The organism is Rhizobium sp. BK060, from assembly GCF_014193145.1.
Lineage (GTDB): Bacteria > Pseudomonadota > Alphaproteobacteria > Rhizobiales > Rhizobiaceae > Rhizobium.
The window spans coordinates 396,728-412,787 of sequence record NZ_JACHYW010000001.1 but is presented as its reverse complement, the minus strand read 5'-3'; the positions used below and the strand labels follow the sequence as shown (position 1 = coordinate 412,787).

Below are 16,060 nucleotides of genomic sequence, written 5' to 3'. Positions count from 1 at the left end.
ACGCATCCAATATACTGTTGCCCTGCCACGATCCGCTCGATGTCAACCCGCCCGCTGTGCTCATTGCAAGGCAGCCGGACGACGTCTGAGGCTGACCGTGCCCCCGCAGAGACGACAGCCGTCGGCTCAGTAAGATATCTGCGCCACGATGGGGCAATGATCGGAAATGGCGAGCTTTTGATCGCTACCATCAGGTTTGGTTCCCGCTATGCTGCTACCGAGATCGCCGATGCTTAAATGCTTGGCACCTTGTGAATTTTTGACCCCGCGCCCGACAAGGATGTGATCAAGGCCAACCGGGTTGCCGCAACCAAGATATCCTGGCGCGCTTAGCAAAGCGCGCTCTTCGCGGTCCAACGGACGGCTTTCGCTAACATCGCAGAGCAGCGAGCCGACCTCATTCGTCTCGCAGTGTTCGTCGAGTAGGCGCATCACGCTAGTGGCTGGCGCACCGTCAATTAGATCCTCGATCAAGGAATTGGTGAGCGAAGCCGGTATGTGTGGTGATGCTGGCGAACCACCGTCCGTCCTGACGGGCGAGAGATCACGCAGTTCATGCCAAAAGTTTCTGTTAAAGTCGCCCATTAGGACCACTTTGGCATCGTCAGATGTCTCGCGCTCGATCCACGCTTCGAGCGGCTCGACTTGCTGCTGCAGTATAGGGCAATGATCTCCGGGCGACGCTAGCCTGCCGTTCTCGAAGGGCGAGACGCATCTGGATTTCAAATGGACGGACAGTATCCGGACGGTCGTCCCGTCGATATCGAGGGAGAGGGCCAGGCCGGGCCGAGGCCGCTCACTTTCGGGATTGCCGGGAAGGCTTACAGGGTCCTCGACGGCACAAGAGATCTTAGTTCCCACTGATTTCTTCCACGCAATCACGATACGCTGAACCTTGTATCCAACGACCGTGCAGAAATCGTACTGATTGCCGTGATCCGGAAGGATTTCCCGAATGGAATCCTCTCCGTTGACTTCTTGGAAGGCAATAATGTCTGCGGGCACCGAGGATGCGACGTATCTTGCAAGGCTTTTATGCCGTTCTTGGTATCCGGCAGGTTTTACGAAGACAATCTTGTTGTCCCGATCTCGGTAAACGCCGCAAACGGGAAACCTCGTCGTATCCCAGCCGTCGATTTTGAAAGCGTCGACGAACCAGCCGGGTTTGGAATCCGGACCGCTTCCCTCGCGCCAGACATCAGCCGTGGCATCTTTGACATATCGCTTGCTGCAGAGGTCAATCCACTGGTTGGCCGTCGCCAAATCCATGTGCCAGCCAAGGTTCCAGCTTGCGATCGTAACGTCTTTTGCTTGGGCGCTAAAGCCGCAAGCAAGCATCCATGACAATGCAACTGCGAACCTCAACATGAACGCCCCTTGCTCAGAAGTTGGTTCGCAGAGATAGATACAATTTTAGCTTTGGCGCAAGTACAACGATAGCGATCGGCTATGGCCGGGCTTGCCCGTCAAGCTTCGGCGTTCCGGCGAGCTGACACCGTCAACCAGATCGCGGAAATCAGAAAGTAGAAGGCACCGAAGGCGGCATATGGGGCGACGTCGAGAATGGAAGGCGGCGTGGTACCGAGCGATTGGGTGATCATAAACCCGCCAGCCAGGCAGGACTGGCCTCCGCTCAGGATCATCGCCCACTGCGCACCATAGCCGCGCCACCGGCGGACACCGGTCATCAGCTGGAGTGCACCGGACAGAATGGCCCAAACACCAAACACGGCCAAAATGGCATAGGTGCTTTTCGTCGCGGCCAAGATCACGGTAAGCGTCGTAACGGTGCTGACGAAGATGTTGAGGGTTTGCGAGCTGTTCGCTTTGAAGCCGCCATTTGTGCGGGCGTCGACAAGGTTCGCAACGGCATCCCATGCAGGGTAGATTACGAGTAATCCCGATGCCAAGATCGGGTTGCCGGCGTAGAGAATGGCGGCCGCCACCCAGATGATCGAGAAGGCTGCACGCACGTAGTAATAGGATCGCAACCAGTTGGACTGCGAGGATTGTTGGCTGATCATAGCTGACTCCGTTTATGTTTTGTCTACCTTCTAGTAGGTAGCATTGAAAATTCTGTCAAGTAGTTATAGATTTCCTATAGAACGTTGACAGGCTTCCTACCAATAGGTAGGAACAGCCATGGAGACAATGCCTTCGACCTCGGACAAGATATTGGACATCGCGCAGTCACTCATCGTGAGAGGTGGCTACAATGGCTTCAGCTATGCCGATATCTCGGGTGCCATTGGAATCCGGAAGGCAAGCATCCATCATCATTTCCCGACCAAGAGCGAGCTGGTCGTGGTTCTCGTTGATCGATATCGTCGGCAAGCATCCGAGGGCCTCAAGGCCCTGGACGAGAGCTTTCCCAACCCGCTCGAGCGACTGAAAGCTTATCTCGGCTATTGGCAGCAATGTATCAAGGACGCATCGGCACCGATCTGCGTCTGCGCCATGCTCGCCGGCGAGATGGCAATGTTGCCAGAGGAGGTAGCCGCGAGAGTGCGTGCGCATTTCCAGCGGTTGGCTCAATGGTTGAATGACGTTTTGAAGGCTGGGGCGGACCAAGGCGCATTCCAGCTCACCAAAAAGCCCGCTGACGAAGCTCAGTTATTCATGGCAACAGTGCACGGCGCGATGTTGTCAGCGCGGGCCCTGGACGATCCCAAGCTGTTCAACGTCATCACAAAACCTCTACTCGACAGATTGAAGGCAGCTGGCGTCGGTTGGAATTCGTGAAGGTCACGCAAGGTAATCACTACATCCGTGTTCGCGTCCCAGGCGCTTGCTGACGGGCGCGGGAGTACCCTTTGTGAAACCGCTGCGACAAACCGTTCAGTGAAGCGCGCCCAGCTATGTCGCCGTCCCAAATCGTGCCGGTTGTGAGCGATAGAATCGGTTTCTATCGCTCACAAATTGTAGGAGCATGAGTTATAGAAAGGACGTCTATACCTCATGAAGTGGAATTGGACGCAGCAAGCTTGGCCTCAATTCATTTATGACGAGGCTCACCTCAAGACACTGGAAGATCGTTTTCTTCTATCTTCTGGGGAAGTGATCGGGGCTGTCCGTCACATCCGTGATGAGGAGCGCAATCTGCTGTCTGTCGAGCTTTTAAGCGACGAGGCCGTAAAAACCTCGGAGATAGAAGGCGAAATGCTCGATCGACTGAGTGTCCAATCCTTGTTGCGCCGGCAATTCGGTCTCGATGCTGACAACTGTCCCGTAAAGCCGCAAGAGCGTGGGATCGCCGAAATGATGGTCGATGTGTACGAGACCTGTTCGGGCCCACTCAATCACGAAACGCTGTTTCGCTGGCATGGGATGCTGATGACAGGAAACCGTCATCTTGAAACGATCGGCAGATATCGGACCCATGACGACGCCATGCAGATCGTGTCCGGCCGTCTCGACCAGCCAACCGTTCACTATGAAGCTCCACCGTCAAGGCAAGTGCCGGCAGAAATGGAAGCTTTCATGGACTGGTTCAACAGATCAGCGCCGAGCGGTGAAAGTCCCCTGCCCGCTCTGACACGAGCGGGATTGGGTCATCTGTATTTCGAAAGCATCCATCCATTTGAAGATGGCAATGGCAGAATTGGCCGGGCGCTTGCGGAAAAATCACTGGCGCAGAATATCGGCCAACCGAGCCTGATCTGGCTGGTCTATTTTGCCGAAACCGTTCTCGAGGCACAGCAGACAACCCTGGAGCGTGTGGCCTTCTTCATCGCCAAGGCGCATTCCTATGACCGCTTTCGCGATCTGCTCAACGAGCGGCAGGAGAAGGTCATTGCTCGCATGTTTCGTGAAGGCCCAATGGGTTTCAAGGGTGGATTAAGCGCTGAGAACTATATCTCGATCACCCGAAGTTCCCGAGCGACCGCCACGCGCGACCTTCATGATTTAGTCGAAAAAGGTGCACTCAAGCGTGCGGGTGAGCGACGGTACACGCGCTATGCCCTAAATCTGCCTGCAATTAAATAGCGGCCGACAAGGGCACTTACCGAAGCTTCCAGCACAACGGCGCTTGTAGCTCGGTGACTGCCGGCGTCCTCAGAAAACACCTCTTTCTGTCGTCAAACGCTTGTCATTCTGGTGTTCCGCTTCGATAGCTTTGAGACTTTCGATCAGAAGATCGGACAGTGCAGCGTATCCATCCGAGGAAGGCCGCGGGATTTTGGACGCCGCGCGTGGTAACGTCGGTCCATGGAGATCGATGAGGACAGGATCGACGATGCAGTTTTGGCGCTGTTATGGCTGACGCTGCGTAACGAGCGATAGCTTAGCAGGGCTGACGAGCAAATTTCCTCGTCGCATGACGTCCCTGCGATGCCGACGGTTCGACGCGCTCCAGGCAAGAGAAATCCCTTGCACTTGCGTATCTGGTTGGGACATCTTGGTTGGCTACTCACCGAGGGGACTTTGAGCATTCTGAAGCATTCTTGATCATCTTCAGGGGAGGACGTCATGAAGTGCTGCCGCCATGCTGCTGTCACCGTGCTCTTCTTAGTGGTGACAGGCGCTGCATATGCCGATGAGGCGCCTTTCCTCCAATCGCTGGCCGGTGATTGGACCGGAGGAGGCATGATGAAGCGCACGACATCCTCGTCCCCGATCAACCTCAACTGCAATTTCAAGACGCAGGCCAGTGGCGAGGCGCTTTCGATGCAGGGAATTTGCCGTGGGATGATCGTCGTCACACGAGCGGTTTCCGCCAACATCAAAGTCAACGGCGCGCACTATGCCGGCAGTTACATCGGCCCGGCAGGGGGCGTTTCGGGCCTGCGTGGAACGCGCAGCGGCGATGCTATCAACTTCGCCGTGCGCTGGTCGAAGGTAATCAATGGCGATCGCAGCGCCAGCATGACGATCCAACGTGTGGACGACAATGCGATCCGGATCCGAACGGTCGACGTGGATCCGGCGTCCGGCCAGCAGGTCGTGACAAGCGATCTCAATCTGCGTCGCAACTGAGATCCTCTGCAGGGATAGGACCCCTCGTCTGAGCAAGTCGGGAAACCTATATAGCCGCAAAACGCCGGCGATTTTTGCCGACTGAACCGGAGATATGTATGAGCCGCGACCCGTACGAGCTTCTCGGCGTGAAAAAGGACGCCACGCAAAAAGACATTCAAAGCGCATTTCGCAAGCTCGCCAAGAAACTTCACCCCGACCTTAACCCCGGCGACAAGAAGGCGGAGAGCCGTTTCAAGGAGATTTCTGCTGCTTACGAACTGCTGAGCGACGAAGAAAAGCGCGGGCGCTTCGACCGCGGCGAGATCGACATGACCGGCGCCGAGCAGCCGCAGCGCCACTACTATCGCGACTATGCCTCGGCCGCCAACGCCGGCAATCCTTACCACAACAGTGCGGGTTTTGCCGATTTCGGCGACAGTGACGATGTATTCTCGAGCTTCTTTTCGCGACGCGCACGTGGAGGAGAATTTCGCGCACAAGGCCAGGACCGCCACTACTCGATGGAGGTGGATTTCCTCGATGCCGTCAACGGCACGAAGACACAGATCCGTTTGCCGGATGGGCCAGCGCTCGATCTGCAGATACCGCCTGGAACGCGTGATGGCCAGACGCTCAGGCTGCGAGGCAAAGGCGAGCCCGGTATCGGCGGCGGCCCATCTGGAGATGCGCTCGTGGAAATTCGCGTGCGTCCGCATCGCTTCTATGTTCGTGATGGCGACGACATTCGCTTCGATCTGCCGATTACGCTGCGCGAGGCCGTGCTCGGCGGCAAGGTGCGTGCGCCGACGCCGTCCGGTCCTGTCAACCTCACATTGCCGCCGCATTCGAACACCGGGAAGGTTTTGCGCCTGAAGGGCAAGGGCGTTCCGAAGAAAGGCGGCAGCGCTGGAGACATCTACATCTCGCTGAAGATCGTGCTGCCGGACGCTCCCGATCAACAGTTGACCGAGTTCATGACCGGCTGGACGGCAGGCGATGCGCAGGATCCGAGAAAGGGCATGGGAGCATAGCCATGGATGATCTTGAATTCCGGCGTTTTCTGAAGATCGATGTGAGGGTGCTTGAGGTCTGGGTTGAGCAGGGATGGCTGCTGCCGCAGACACGTAACGGCGCTCGCGATTTTCGCGACAGTGATGTTGCGCGGGCGCAGCTCATCCTCGACCTGACGCGGCATATGGGTGTCAACGACGCCGGCGTCGACCTCATTATGGATCTCATCGATCAGATTCATGGATTGCGCGGAACGCTTCGCGAATTGCTTACCGCCATGGAGGAGCAGGACGAGGAGGTCAAGCGCAGGCTGCGTGGTAAGCTAGACGACATCGCCGGCATCCGGGGCCTTTGACCAATCGCCTGTTGACTCCTGCTCGCAGGGCCTGGCGATATCATCTGAAAGGGTGACCACCCTCAAGGAGGCATGAATGACCCAGGATAATCATCACGAGCAGATCGACTGGCGCGAGCATGGCGTAAAGGTCATTCCAGGCAACTCACTTGATCCCAATACGGCGCAGACACCCGGAATGAACCGGGCAACGGCGATCAATCATGCGCGCGCCGGGGCCGAAAAGATATGGGCCGGCACCGTCACCATCCACGCGAATGCGAAGACCGGCGCCCATCACCACGGCGATCTCGAAAGCATCATCTATGTGGTCAAGGGAAAGGCGCGCATGCGCTGGGGCGAGCATCTCGAATTCACGGCAGAGGCCGGCCCCGGCGATTTCATCTATGTGCCACCTTACGTGCCCCACCAGGAGATCAATGCCAGCCGTGACGAGACCCTAGAATGCGTCGTCATCCGCTCCGGCCAGGAGCCGGTGGTCGTCAATCTCGATATCGAACCAGTCGAAAAGCCGGAAGACGTGCCATGGATCGATCCGATCCATAGGCAGTAACGCCCTTACAGTGAATCCTTGAGAATAGCCGCAAAGCTCGGATCAAAGGCGCGGCTGATCGGGTCGGCGGCTGCGCCAAGGGCGACGGCCCAGGGGTCGGTCATTCCAAGCTGGAAGCGAGGAATGAGCCGGTCTCGGCGATCGGCGATCGACGGTGGGAGTGGGTGCATTGCCTCGACCAGACGTCGCGCCAGGGCTTCCGGCGCGCCGCCGCAGAGGATCACGGTCTGCGGATCGAAGATCGATTCGATCAGGTGCACGCTCCAGCGCAGATCCATCACGGCTTCTTCAATCCAGCTCTGAATTCTCGCGTCATCGTTCATCGCCAGTTCGTTCACCATCGCGTAGACGCCTGGATCGGCGGGATCGATCGCCAGATGCTGGTAGAGCGAGGCGAGTGAAGCGCGATGTTCGAGTGGGGTCGGGCTGCCACTTGCCGAAAGCAGGGCCATGCCGATTTCGCCGGCATTGCCATGCGCACCGCTATAAAGTTCCCCGCCGAGGATCAGGCCGGCACCGATACCGTAACCGAGATAGAGGCAGACGGCGTGATCGAGCCCGTGGGCGGCGCCAACCATGCGCTCTGCCGTGGCGCATGCAGCCGCGTCGTTTTGCAGACGAACGCCAAGCCCTGTGCCCGTCGCAAGCGTTTCCAGCAGCGGAAATTTCTGCCAGGCTGCCATCATCCAGGGATCGTCACCGGTCGCCTCGATACCGAACGGGCCGGGCATTGCCGCACCCAGACCAACGAGCCGCCGCTCCGATTGCGCGACAAGCCCAGCAAGATCGCGACGGACCTTGTCGATGAGTTGGAGAATAACCGCTGCACCGCGTGACGGGCCATCGGGCGGCAGGTTCGCCTCGGCTCGCGTCAGCACGTTGCCGACAAGATCGACGGCGATGGCACGGGTTACGTGACGATCAATCTGTAGCCCGATCGCAAACGCCCCTTCCGGCACCAGCCGATAGGGTGTCGATGGTTGGCCCCTGCCTTTGCGTACGGCTTCCTGCGCGGTGACCAGCCCTTCCTGTTCGAGTTCGTCGATAATGTTCGACACGGTCTGCTTGGTGAGCTTCGTGGCGCGCGCCAGATCAGCGCGCGAGAGCGCCCCGTTCATCCTCAGGGCATCCATCATCACACGCCGGTTATGGGCGCTGGTGCCTTCATGATTGGTGCCACTCTTTGCCCGTATCAGGCGCGTGTCGTTCATCCTGAATTCCCTCTTGACAGCAGTAGAATATTGAAGAAGTAATAAGTCAAGACAATTGACTTAATAAGGAACCAAAGAGTTCCAGGGAACGCAACGAGCCAGAAGGCGGCTCTGACGACGCTCTGAATCTGGCAGCTGGCTCACCGGCGCCTTTTCGACAGCTGATGGCGACGACCGCCGCCCTCAGGAATTGGGTGAATGTCAAAAAACTGGAGGCTGGAATGTTGAAATCCTTAAACAAGACGCTGCTTGGAGCGGCACTGATTGGTGCATCTTTTGCGCCACACGCCTTTGCCGAAACGACGATCAATGCGTTGTTCATGGCGCAGGCCGCCTATAGCGAAGCCGATGTCCGTGCCATGACGGATGGCTTCTCAAAGGCAAACCCGGACGTCAAGGTCAATCTCGAATTCGTTCCCTACGAGGGCCTGCACGACAAGACGGTGCTCGCCCAAGGTTCTGGCGGCGGTTATGACGTCGTCCTCTTCGACGTCATCTGGCCGGCCGAATACGCGACCAACAAGGTGCTGGTCGACGTCTCCTCGCGCATCACCGACGACATGAAGAAGGGCGTTCTGCCTGGCGCATGGACGACGGTTCAGTACGACGGCAAGTATTACGGCATGCCGTGGATCCTAGACACCAAGTATCTGTTCTATAACAAGGAAATCCTCGAAAAGGCAGGCATCAAGGCCCCGCCGAAGACATGGGACGAGCTGACCGAACAGGCAAAGACGATCAAGGACAAGGGCCTTCTCGCAACGCCGATCGCCTGGAGCTGGTCGCAGGCCGAAGCCGCGATCTGCGACTACACCACGCTCGTCAGCGCCTACAAGGGCGACTTCCTGAAGGACGGCAAACCGGACTTCCAAAATGGCGGCGGTCTCGACGCGCTGAACTACATGGTGTCCAGCTACAAATCTGGCCTGACCAACCCGAACTCCAAGGAATTCCTGGAAGAGGATGTGCGTAAGGTCTTCCAGAACGGCGATGCCGCTTTTGCGCTGAACTGGACCTACATGTACAACATGGCGAACGATCCGAAGGACAGTAAGGTCGCGGGCAAGGTCGGCGTCGTCCCGGCTCCGGGCGTGGCAGGCAAGAGCGAGGCGTCGGCTGTTAACGGCTCGATGGGTCTTGGCGTCACGACCGCCAGCAAGCATCCCGATGAGGCTTGGAAGTACATCGCCTTCATGACCTCGCAGGCGACGCAGAACCAGTACGCCAAGCTTAGCCTGCCGATTTGGGCCTCCTCCTACGAGGACCAGACCGTGACCAAGGGCCAGGAGGAACTGATTGCTGCAGCCAAGATCGGTCTCGCCGCCATGTATCCGCGCCCGACGACCCCGAAGTATCAGGAACTTTCGACGGCCCTGCAGCAGGCGATCCAGGAAGCCCTGCTTGGCCAGTCCTCGCCGGAAGACGCTCTGAAGTCGGCTGCAGAAAACAGCGGTCTCTAAGCGATATAGCCGTCCAGGCGGCCTGGTGCCGCCTGGCTCCACTTTGACAATCCGATGAACTGAGAGGGCGCCTCATGTCCGGCACCTGGATGACAACGCGCGCGTGGCTTTTGATGTTGCCGCTGCTTGTCGTGATGATCGCCGTCATCGGATGGCCGCTCGTCGACACCGTAGGGCTGTCTTTCACCGACGCAAAGCTCGTCGGCACCGCCGGCAACTTCGTCGGCATCGATAACTACGTGAAATTGGTCTCCGGCTCGAATTTTCAGAAGAGCCTGATCACGACCACTTGGTTCGCGGTCATTTCGGTCGCCGCCGAAATGGTGATCGGCGTTCTTGCAGCCCTTCTCCTCAATCAGGATTTCCGCGGCCGCGCGCTGTTGCGCGCGCTGATGATCCTTCCCTGGGCGCTGCCAACGGTGGTGAACGCGACGCTCTGGCGGCTGATCTACAATCCGGAATACGGCGCGCTCAACGCAGCGCTGACGCAAATCGGCCTGATAGACGCCTATCGCTCGTGGCTCGGCGAACCGGGCACGGCGCTTGCCGCCCTGATCGTTGCCGATTGCTGGAAGAACTTCCCGTTGGTAGCGCTCATTGCGCTTGCTGCCTTGCAGGCAGTGCCGCGCGACGTCACCGCTGCCTCGCTGGTCGACGGCGCCGGCCCCTTCGCCCGCTTTCGCTTCGTGATCCTGCCTTATCTCGCCGGCCCGTTGATGGTGGCACTGGTCCTGCGCACCATCGAGGCCTTCAAGGTCTTCGACATCATCTGGGTGATGACCCGTGGCGGTCCCGCCAACAGCACGAGGACGCTATCGATCCTGGTCTATCAGGAAGCGTTCTCCTTCCAGCGCGCTGGCTCCGGTGCCTCGCTGGCACTGATCGTTACGCTGCTGGTGACGCTGCTTGCCGTCGCCTATGCCGCGCTGGTGCGCAAGACCGCAGGGAGTGCTGGCTGATGGAACGCAAGAGCCCGATCTTTTCAGTCTTCATTTATGCTTGCGCGTTGCTGCTTGCCGCCGTCATTCTCGCACCAATCCTGTGGCTGTTCATCATGAGCATCTCTCCGGCTGCCGACCTTGCTGCCAAGCCGCTGCGCTGGTGGCCGCAGTCGGCTGATTTTTCGCGTTACGGCGTCCTGTTGTCGACCATCGAAAACAGCGCTGGCGCGGCCTTCACCTCGTCGCTCAGAAACAGCATCGAGGTTGCAGGCATGGCGACGATTGCAGCCATCGCGCTGGCCATTCCGGCCGGCTGGGCCGTGTCGCGGACGCCTTCCGTCGGCTGGTCGCTTTCAATGGTCATTGCCACGTATATGCTGCCGCCGGTGGCCCTTGCCGTGCCGCTCTACATGGGCTTGGCCCATCTCGGCATGCTGAACAACGTTTTCGGCCTTGCTCTCGTCTATCTGACGATCCTTGCCCCTTTCACGACATGGCTCATGAAGTCCGGCTTTGACTCCATCCCGAAGGAAATCGAAGCAGCAGCCATGATCGACGGCGCGGGTCTGCTCCAGACTTGGAAAATCATCACCCTGCCGCTCGCCATGCCGGTCGTCGCAACCTCGGCGCTGTTTGCCTTCCTGCTCGGCTGGGATGAGTTCTTCTATGCGCTGCTCTTCACCTCCGACCAGCGCGCCAAGACACTCACGGTTGCCATTGCCGACCTCGCCGGTGGCCGTGTCTCCGATTACGGACTGATCGCAACCGCCGGCGTGCTTGCCGCCCTGCCCCCGGTGCTGGTTGGTCTTGTCATGCAACGAGCCCTGATTTCCGGGCTGACCAGCGGCGGCGTCAAGGGATGACAAGCACCATGGGAACGAGACGACCAGCCGGCCTGATCGCAATCGATCACGAAATGTCGCGCCAGCATGCCGACGCCCTGGCGTCCTACGCTGGCGCGACGCAGACTGCTCAAACCATCGCGGCATCGCTGAAGAAGAAAGGCAGCCTCCTCCTTCTTGGCATGGGCGGATCCCATGCTGTCGGTCGTGCCGTCGAACCGCTTTATCGCGCCCTCGGCATCGATGCGATCGCCCTGCCTCTTTCCGAGCAATTGGGGCAGCCGCTTTCGCTCGAGAGGCGAACCGTGCTCATTACGTCGCAATCCGGCGAAAGCGCCGAAGTGGTGCGCTGGTTCAATGAGACCGGTGGCGGCTCCGACACGTTCGGACTGACGCTGGAGGCAGGATCATTTCTGGCGCGTACAGCACCCTGCCTCATCGGTGTTGGCGGCACGGAACTGGCGTTTGCGGCCACCCGCAGCCTGACTGTCTGCTTTGCGCTGCATCTTGCAGTGCTGGCGGCCCTTGGCGAGGATCCTGCAACCGCGCTTGCCGCTCTCACCTTTCCCGAAACGCCAGACATCGATGCCGCTGTTGCGGCGCTGGATGGCGTTTCTGCCGTCGTCACCTCCGGCAGGCGCCTCCAGGGCCTGGCGGAAGCGCTGGCGCTTGGCCTGACGGAGCTCTCCCGCCGCCCCTGCTTTTCGCTGGAGGGCGGGCAGTTGCGACACGGGCCGATGGAAATGCTTGGCTCGACAATCGGTGTCGTTCTTTTTCGAGGAGAAGACAGCACGGCCGGCTTGGTCACGGCCATGGCTGTATCAGCAGTCGAAACCGGCGCTCCGGTGATCATCTTCGATGCGTCGGGCAAAGAGCCGGTCGCAGGTGCCGTTACCGTCGGCTTCAAGGCGGCCACGGGTCTGGCGGCGATCTTCGCAATGCTGCCGGTGGCACAGCGCTTCATGATTGCGTTTGCTGGTGCGCGGGTCGAGAACGCCGGTACACCGGTGCGCTCCACCAAGATCACCCGGAGCGAATGATGCGTCCGCTTGCTGTTATCGGAAATGTCAATGTTGACCTCATCCTCGGCCCGGCGGCGCCCTGGCCGAAGGCCGGTACCGAGATCATCGTCGATCATGACGAACTACGCGTCGGCGGAGCAGCCGGCAACAGCGCCCTTGCCTGGAACGGCCTCGGCGTCGAGTTTGAGATTGCGGCCAATGTCGGCAACGATCAGTTCGGCCGGTGGCTGAGCGAGGCTTTTGGCGAGCGTGCCGCGAAGTGGCCCGTGCGCCCCGAGCAGACGACACTGTCCGTCGGCATCACCCATCCTGATGGGGAGCGCACGTTCTTCACGACCCGTGGCCACCTGCCGCGCTTCAGCCTGGCCGATGTGCTTGCAGTTCTCGATGGCGCGCAGCTGTCGGGCGGCTATGTGTTGCTCTGCGGCTCGTTCCTGACGGACGATCTCACGCGCGACTACGATGCGTTCTTCGACTGGGCGGACCAGCACGACATTGCGGTCGCGCTCGACACCGGCTGGCCGCTCGACGGCTGGACGGAAAGAAACTGCGATGCCACGCGACGTTGGCTGTCGCGCTGCGCAATCGCTCTTCTCAACGAGGTGGAATCCACCACGCTCGCCGGCCTCGACGACCCGGCCGAAGCAGCAGCAGACATCCGATCGCACATGCCGGATGGTGCGATCGTCGTTGTCAAACGAGGCCCGGATGGAGCTCTCGCGATCGGCGGTGACGGGAAAACCGTCTCGGCCCCGGCCCCCGCCGTCACGGTCGTCGACACGATCGGCGCCGGCGACGTTTTCAACGCCGGCTTTCTGGCGGCCCTGGCACAGGAAAGGTCTATCGCTGACTGCCTTGCGGCTGGAACTGCAGTCGCCTCACGGGCCATTTCCACCCTTCCCCGCAATTACGGCGGACCGTCCGCCTCCGAGGAAACCGCTCAATGAGTGCGCTTGAAATTGTCAACATCCGCAAAACATACGGCGATGTCGAAACCTTGAAGGGCATCGACATTGCGCTCGAAAGCGGCGAGTTTCTCGTGCTGCTCGGTTCCTCCGGCTGTGGCAAGTCGACCCTGCTCAATATCATCGCAGGCTTGGCCGAAGCCAGCAGCGGCGACGTGCGCATCGGCGGGCGCTCCGTCCTTGGCGTGCATCCAAAGGACCGTGACATCGCCATGGTCTTCCAGTCCTATGCGCTCTATCCAAACCTGACCGTTCACCGCAACATCGGTTTTGGCCTGGAGATGCGCAAGGTTGCGGCTGCCCAGCGCGACCGGGCAGTGCGCGATACGGCCAAACTGCTGCAGATCGAAAACCTGCTCGAGCGCAAACCGAGCCAGCTGTCGGGCGGCCAGCGCCAGCGCGTTGCGATCGGTCGCGCCCTGGTGCGAAAGCCGGAGGTCTTCCTCTTCGACGAACCGCTTTCCAACCTCGATGCAAAATTGCGCATGGAGATGCGCACAGAACTCAAGCGCCTGCATCAGATGCTAAAGACCACGGTCGTCTATGTCACCCATGACCAGATCGAAGCCATGACGCTCGCCACCCGCATCGCCGTCATGCGAGACGGGCGGATCGAACAGCTTGGCGCTCCATCTGAGATTTACGACCGGCCGGCAACCCTCTATGTCGCCACCTTTGTCGGTGCGCCGCCAATGAACCTCTTGAACGTTACGGCGCGCGGCAGTGAACTTCAGATCGACGGGAGCGATACCGTGCTGCCGCTGCCGGAGGGACTTGAACCCCGACCCAAGAACGGACAAAAGCTGATCATCGGTATACGGCCGGAAGCATTTCGACTTGGCTCGACCGGCCTCACGGTTCCGGTGACGTGCGAGGTTGCCGAATTGACCGGCCCCGAGCTCGTCGTCACCGCTTTTGCCGGCACGCAACGGATCATGGCCTGCCTGCCGCCGCGCACGGCTTTGGAGAATGGCCAGCCGCTGACGCTTTCTTTCGACCGGGAGGCAATTCACCTCTTCGACGCAGAGAGCGGATCGCGCTTATAGGATCGGTTCCGGTACGGGACGAAATGACACCCGAAGCATATGCAATCGGGCGGTCCGGTGAGGGGCAAGCTGCCACGACAATTGAGGCGTGGCCGGGATGGCTCGGTTGGAAGAAGCCGCTTTGGATGAAGCTCGCCTTTCCGTTCGACGTTTTCAGACGGCGTGGATACAAAGTAGCCAAACCTCGCTTCCGGGCCATAGCTCCTGCTTCACGAGGAGAAATACCATCGAACAGGCCTCGGCCAAGATCGTTTCGATGCTCGACACCCACACAACCAAGCGTCTTAGCCAAGTCAAGGAACGCTTCATAAGAAAGGTATGGGCTGCTTTCTGATTAAGCGCTCATTTGATCATTTTGCATCGCGCTCGATGATCCACTCGACTTCAGCGACACGCTTCTTACGCACGAAGTCCCTGAAAACGCGTATGAGATCGTACGGAATTTGATTGCGCAGGAACCTGAGACCAAGGGCATTTTCGTCAATGGCGGCGGCATATCAGGCGTGCTGCGAGCCATGCGTGAGCTCCCGCCAGAACGGCAGGGCAAGATTCGAATTGTCTGCAGCGACGTCGGACCTGAAACCCGCAAAGGGCTAAGCGAAGGCCTGATCACAGCGTCGTTGTGCCATCCTCTCGACAAAATGCCGGGGGAGCTTATCGACGTCATGCTCAGACTGATCGAGCGCCGGGACACGTCCTCCATCGACAGCGCATCGTGCCGTTCGATATTCTCACGCCGGAGAGTATATGGACGTAGTCAACGAATGCCATTCTCGAGCGCGAACAGCTCGCACCGGCACGACGTTAAACTCAAATCTTGCGAAGCAGGTTGCTTGCTGAGAAGCGTTCTCGCGGTTATCGGCTTCCAACGCATCTCTCCACGTAAATTTCCGACTAAGACTAACGCGCCAGAAATCGTTATGACACTGTCATACGATGTGGTACGACAGATCGAAAGGATGAACCGATCATGCGCACTAGCAAGCCCATCACTGTCAGCCTCGGAAAACAGCAGAAAGTTCTTGATACGCTTCTTGCATCCGGCGACTACGACACTGCAAGCGAGGCCTTGCGGGCTGGATTGCGCGCTCTGGAGCGCGAACGTGAGATGATTGATGAGGTCATGCGCGCCAAGATCCAAGAGGCGATTGACGATCCTCGGCCCAGCATTCCGGCCAATGATGTCTTCCGCGACCTGCGCGTTTTGCATGCGGAGCAGCCAAAGACCCGCAAGCGTGGCGTATAGCGTCGTCTTTCGCCCTGCGGCTGCGGCAGATCTGCGCAGTCTCTATCTCTACATTTTGGAACAAGCCGGTCACGACAAGGCGGGCGAGTACCTGGGACGGATCGAAACGGCCTGTCGTTCATTGGAAACTCACCCTAAACGCGGCACCGTACGGGATCATATATTGCCCGGATTGCGGATCATCGGGCTTGAACGAAGTGCCTCGATTGCATTTCGTGTTGAAGGCGACACGGTGGAGATCCTGCGTATTCTGCGACGCGGTCTGGAGATTCCGGTCGATTGGGCAGATGCCTGAAAAGGCCATAGAGCGCCAATAGCGTCGCTCTTCGGATCGGATGAGACTTGGGTCACTTCTAAGATTGAAATGTGCTCTACGGGGATCTGGCGTTTCGGGCTGCAATTGCCTCTGCGCCTAAAGAAATAGTTCAAACGGAAGATGAAATAGACTG

17 protein-coding genes are annotated in these 16,060 nt (G+C 59.0%); 14 read left to right on the top strand and 3 right to left on the bottom strand.

Annotated features, from left to right (window positions below; translation table 11 throughout):
- Window positions 1–126: 126 nt before the first annotated feature.
- Together FHT71_RS01905 and FHT71_RS01900 are read right to left on the bottom strand one after the other, a co-directional pair.
- Window positions 127–1,368, bottom strand: a complete 1,242-nt coding sequence (locus tag FHT71_RS01905; protein ID WP_132587984.1) for an endonuclease/exonuclease/phosphatase family protein — start codon at window positions 1,366–1,368, stop codon at window positions 127–129.
- Between the two features lie 98 nt (window positions 1,369–1,466).
- Window positions 1,467–2,024 carry a DUF308 domain-containing protein gene (locus FHT71_RS01900; protein WP_132587985.1) on the bottom strand — a complete coding sequence of 186 codons (558 nt, stop codon included), beginning with the start codon at window positions 2,022–2,024 and terminating at the stop codon, window positions 1,467–1,469.
- Window positions 2,025–2,142: 118 nt separating this feature from the next.
- On the opposite strand from FHT71_RS01900, the gene FHT71_RS01895 reads away from it, so the two are divergent.
- The 6 genes from FHT71_RS01895 to FHT71_RS01870 all read left to right on the top strand — a co-directional run bounded on the left by FHT71_RS01895 (window position 2,143) and on the right by FHT71_RS01870 (window position 6,878).
- Complete coding sequence (locus tag FHT71_RS01895; RefSeq protein WP_132587986.1) at window positions 2,143–2,742, top strand: TetR/AcrR family transcriptional regulator; 600 nt, start codon at window positions 2,143–2,145, stop codon at window positions 2,740–2,742.
- A 216-nt stretch (window positions 2,743–2,958) separates the two neighbouring features.
- A complete protein-coding gene (locus FHT71_RS01890; protein ID WP_132587987.1) occupies window positions 2,959–3,987 on the top strand; it encodes a Fic family protein in 1,029 nt (342 codons plus the stop codon).
- A 483-nt stretch (window positions 3,988–4,470) separates the two neighbouring features.
- Window positions 4,471–4,977: a hypothetical protein gene (locus FHT71_RS01885; RefSeq protein ID WP_132587988.1), complete on the top strand. Its 507-nt coding sequence runs from the start codon at window positions 4,471–4,473 to the stop codon at window positions 4,975–4,977.
- A 98-nt stretch (window positions 4,978–5,075) separates the two neighbouring features.
- Window positions 5,076–5,990 carry a DnaJ C-terminal domain-containing protein gene (locus FHT71_RS01880; RefSeq protein WP_132587989.1) on the top strand — a complete coding sequence of 305 codons (915 nt, stop codon included), beginning with the start codon at window positions 5,076–5,078 and terminating at the stop codon, window positions 5,988–5,990.
- Window positions 5,991–5,992: 2 nt separating this feature from the next.
- Window positions 5,993–6,325 (top strand): chaperone modulator CbpM, encoded by a 333-nt coding sequence (locus FHT71_RS01875; RefSeq protein WP_132587990.1) that lies wholly within the window; start codon window positions 5,993–5,995, stop codon window positions 6,323–6,325.
- A 76-nt stretch (window positions 6,326–6,401) separates the two neighbouring features.
- Complete coding sequence (locus FHT71_RS01870; protein WP_132587991.1) at window positions 6,402–6,878, top strand: cupin domain-containing protein; 477 nt, start codon at window positions 6,402–6,404, stop codon at window positions 6,876–6,878.
- A gap of 5 nt (window positions 6,879–6,883) precedes the next feature.
- Here the strand turns inward: FHT71_RS01870 and FHT71_RS01865 are convergent, their stop codons facing one another.
- Window positions 6,884–8,089 carry an ROK family transcriptional regulator gene (locus FHT71_RS01865; protein WP_132587992.1) on the bottom strand — a complete coding sequence of 402 codons (1,206 nt, stop codon included), beginning with the start codon at window positions 8,087–8,089 and terminating at the stop codon, window positions 6,884–6,886.
- A gap of 221 nt (window positions 8,090–8,310) precedes the next feature.
- Between FHT71_RS01865 and FHT71_RS01860 the strand changes: the two genes are divergently transcribed.
- The 8 genes from FHT71_RS01860 to FHT71_RS01825 all read left to right on the top strand — a co-directional run bounded on the left by FHT71_RS01860 (window position 8,311) and on the right by FHT71_RS01825 (window position 15,906).
- Window positions 8,311–9,549, top strand: coding sequence for an extracellular solute-binding protein (locus FHT71_RS01860; protein ID WP_007795761.1), 1,239 nt, complete (start codon window positions 8,311–8,313; stop codon window positions 9,547–9,549).
- A 74-nt stretch (window positions 9,550–9,623) separates the two neighbouring features.
- On the top strand, window positions 9,624–10,508 hold the full coding sequence (locus tag FHT71_RS01855; RefSeq protein ID WP_132587993.1) for a sugar ABC transporter permease: 885 nt from the start codon (window positions 9,624–9,626) through the stop codon (window positions 10,506–10,508).
- Window positions 10,508–11,353 (top strand): carbohydrate ABC transporter permease, encoded by an 846-nt coding sequence (locus FHT71_RS01850; protein WP_007795753.1) that lies wholly within the window; start codon window positions 10,508–10,510, stop codon window positions 11,351–11,353. The genes FHT71_RS01855 and FHT71_RS01850 overlap by 1 nt, the downstream gene beginning before the upstream one ends.
- 8 nt (window positions 11,354–11,361) lie before the next feature.
- Entirely contained in the window at window positions 11,362–12,372 is a 1,011-nt protein-coding gene (locus FHT71_RS01845; protein ID WP_245505388.1) for an aminotransferase, read from the top strand.
- On the top strand, window positions 12,372–13,301 hold the full coding sequence (locus tag FHT71_RS01840) for a PfkB family carbohydrate kinase (protein ID WP_132588271.1): 930 nt from the start codon (window positions 12,372–12,374) through the stop codon (window positions 13,299–13,301). Before FHT71_RS01845 ends, FHT71_RS01840 begins: the two co-directional genes overlap by 1 nt.
- Entirely contained in the window at window positions 13,298–14,365 is a 1,068-nt protein-coding gene (ugpC, locus tag FHT71_RS01835; protein ID WP_132587995.1) for a sn-glycerol-3-phosphate ABC transporter ATP-binding protein UgpC, read from the top strand. The genes FHT71_RS01840 and ugpC overlap by 4 nt, the downstream gene beginning before the upstream one ends.
- A 970-nt stretch (window positions 14,366–15,335) precedes the next feature.
- Window positions 15,336–15,611, top strand: a complete 276-nt coding sequence (locus tag FHT71_RS01830) for a type II toxin-antitoxin system ParD family antitoxin (RefSeq protein WP_132587996.1) — start codon at window positions 15,336–15,338, stop codon at window positions 15,609–15,611.
- Window positions 15,601–15,906 (top strand): type II toxin-antitoxin system RelE/ParE family toxin, encoded by a 306-nt coding sequence (locus FHT71_RS01825; protein WP_132587997.1) that lies wholly within the window; start codon window positions 15,601–15,603, stop codon window positions 15,904–15,906. Before FHT71_RS01830 ends, FHT71_RS01825 begins: the two co-directional genes overlap by 11 nt.
- Window positions 15,907–16,060: the final 154 nt, after the last annotated feature.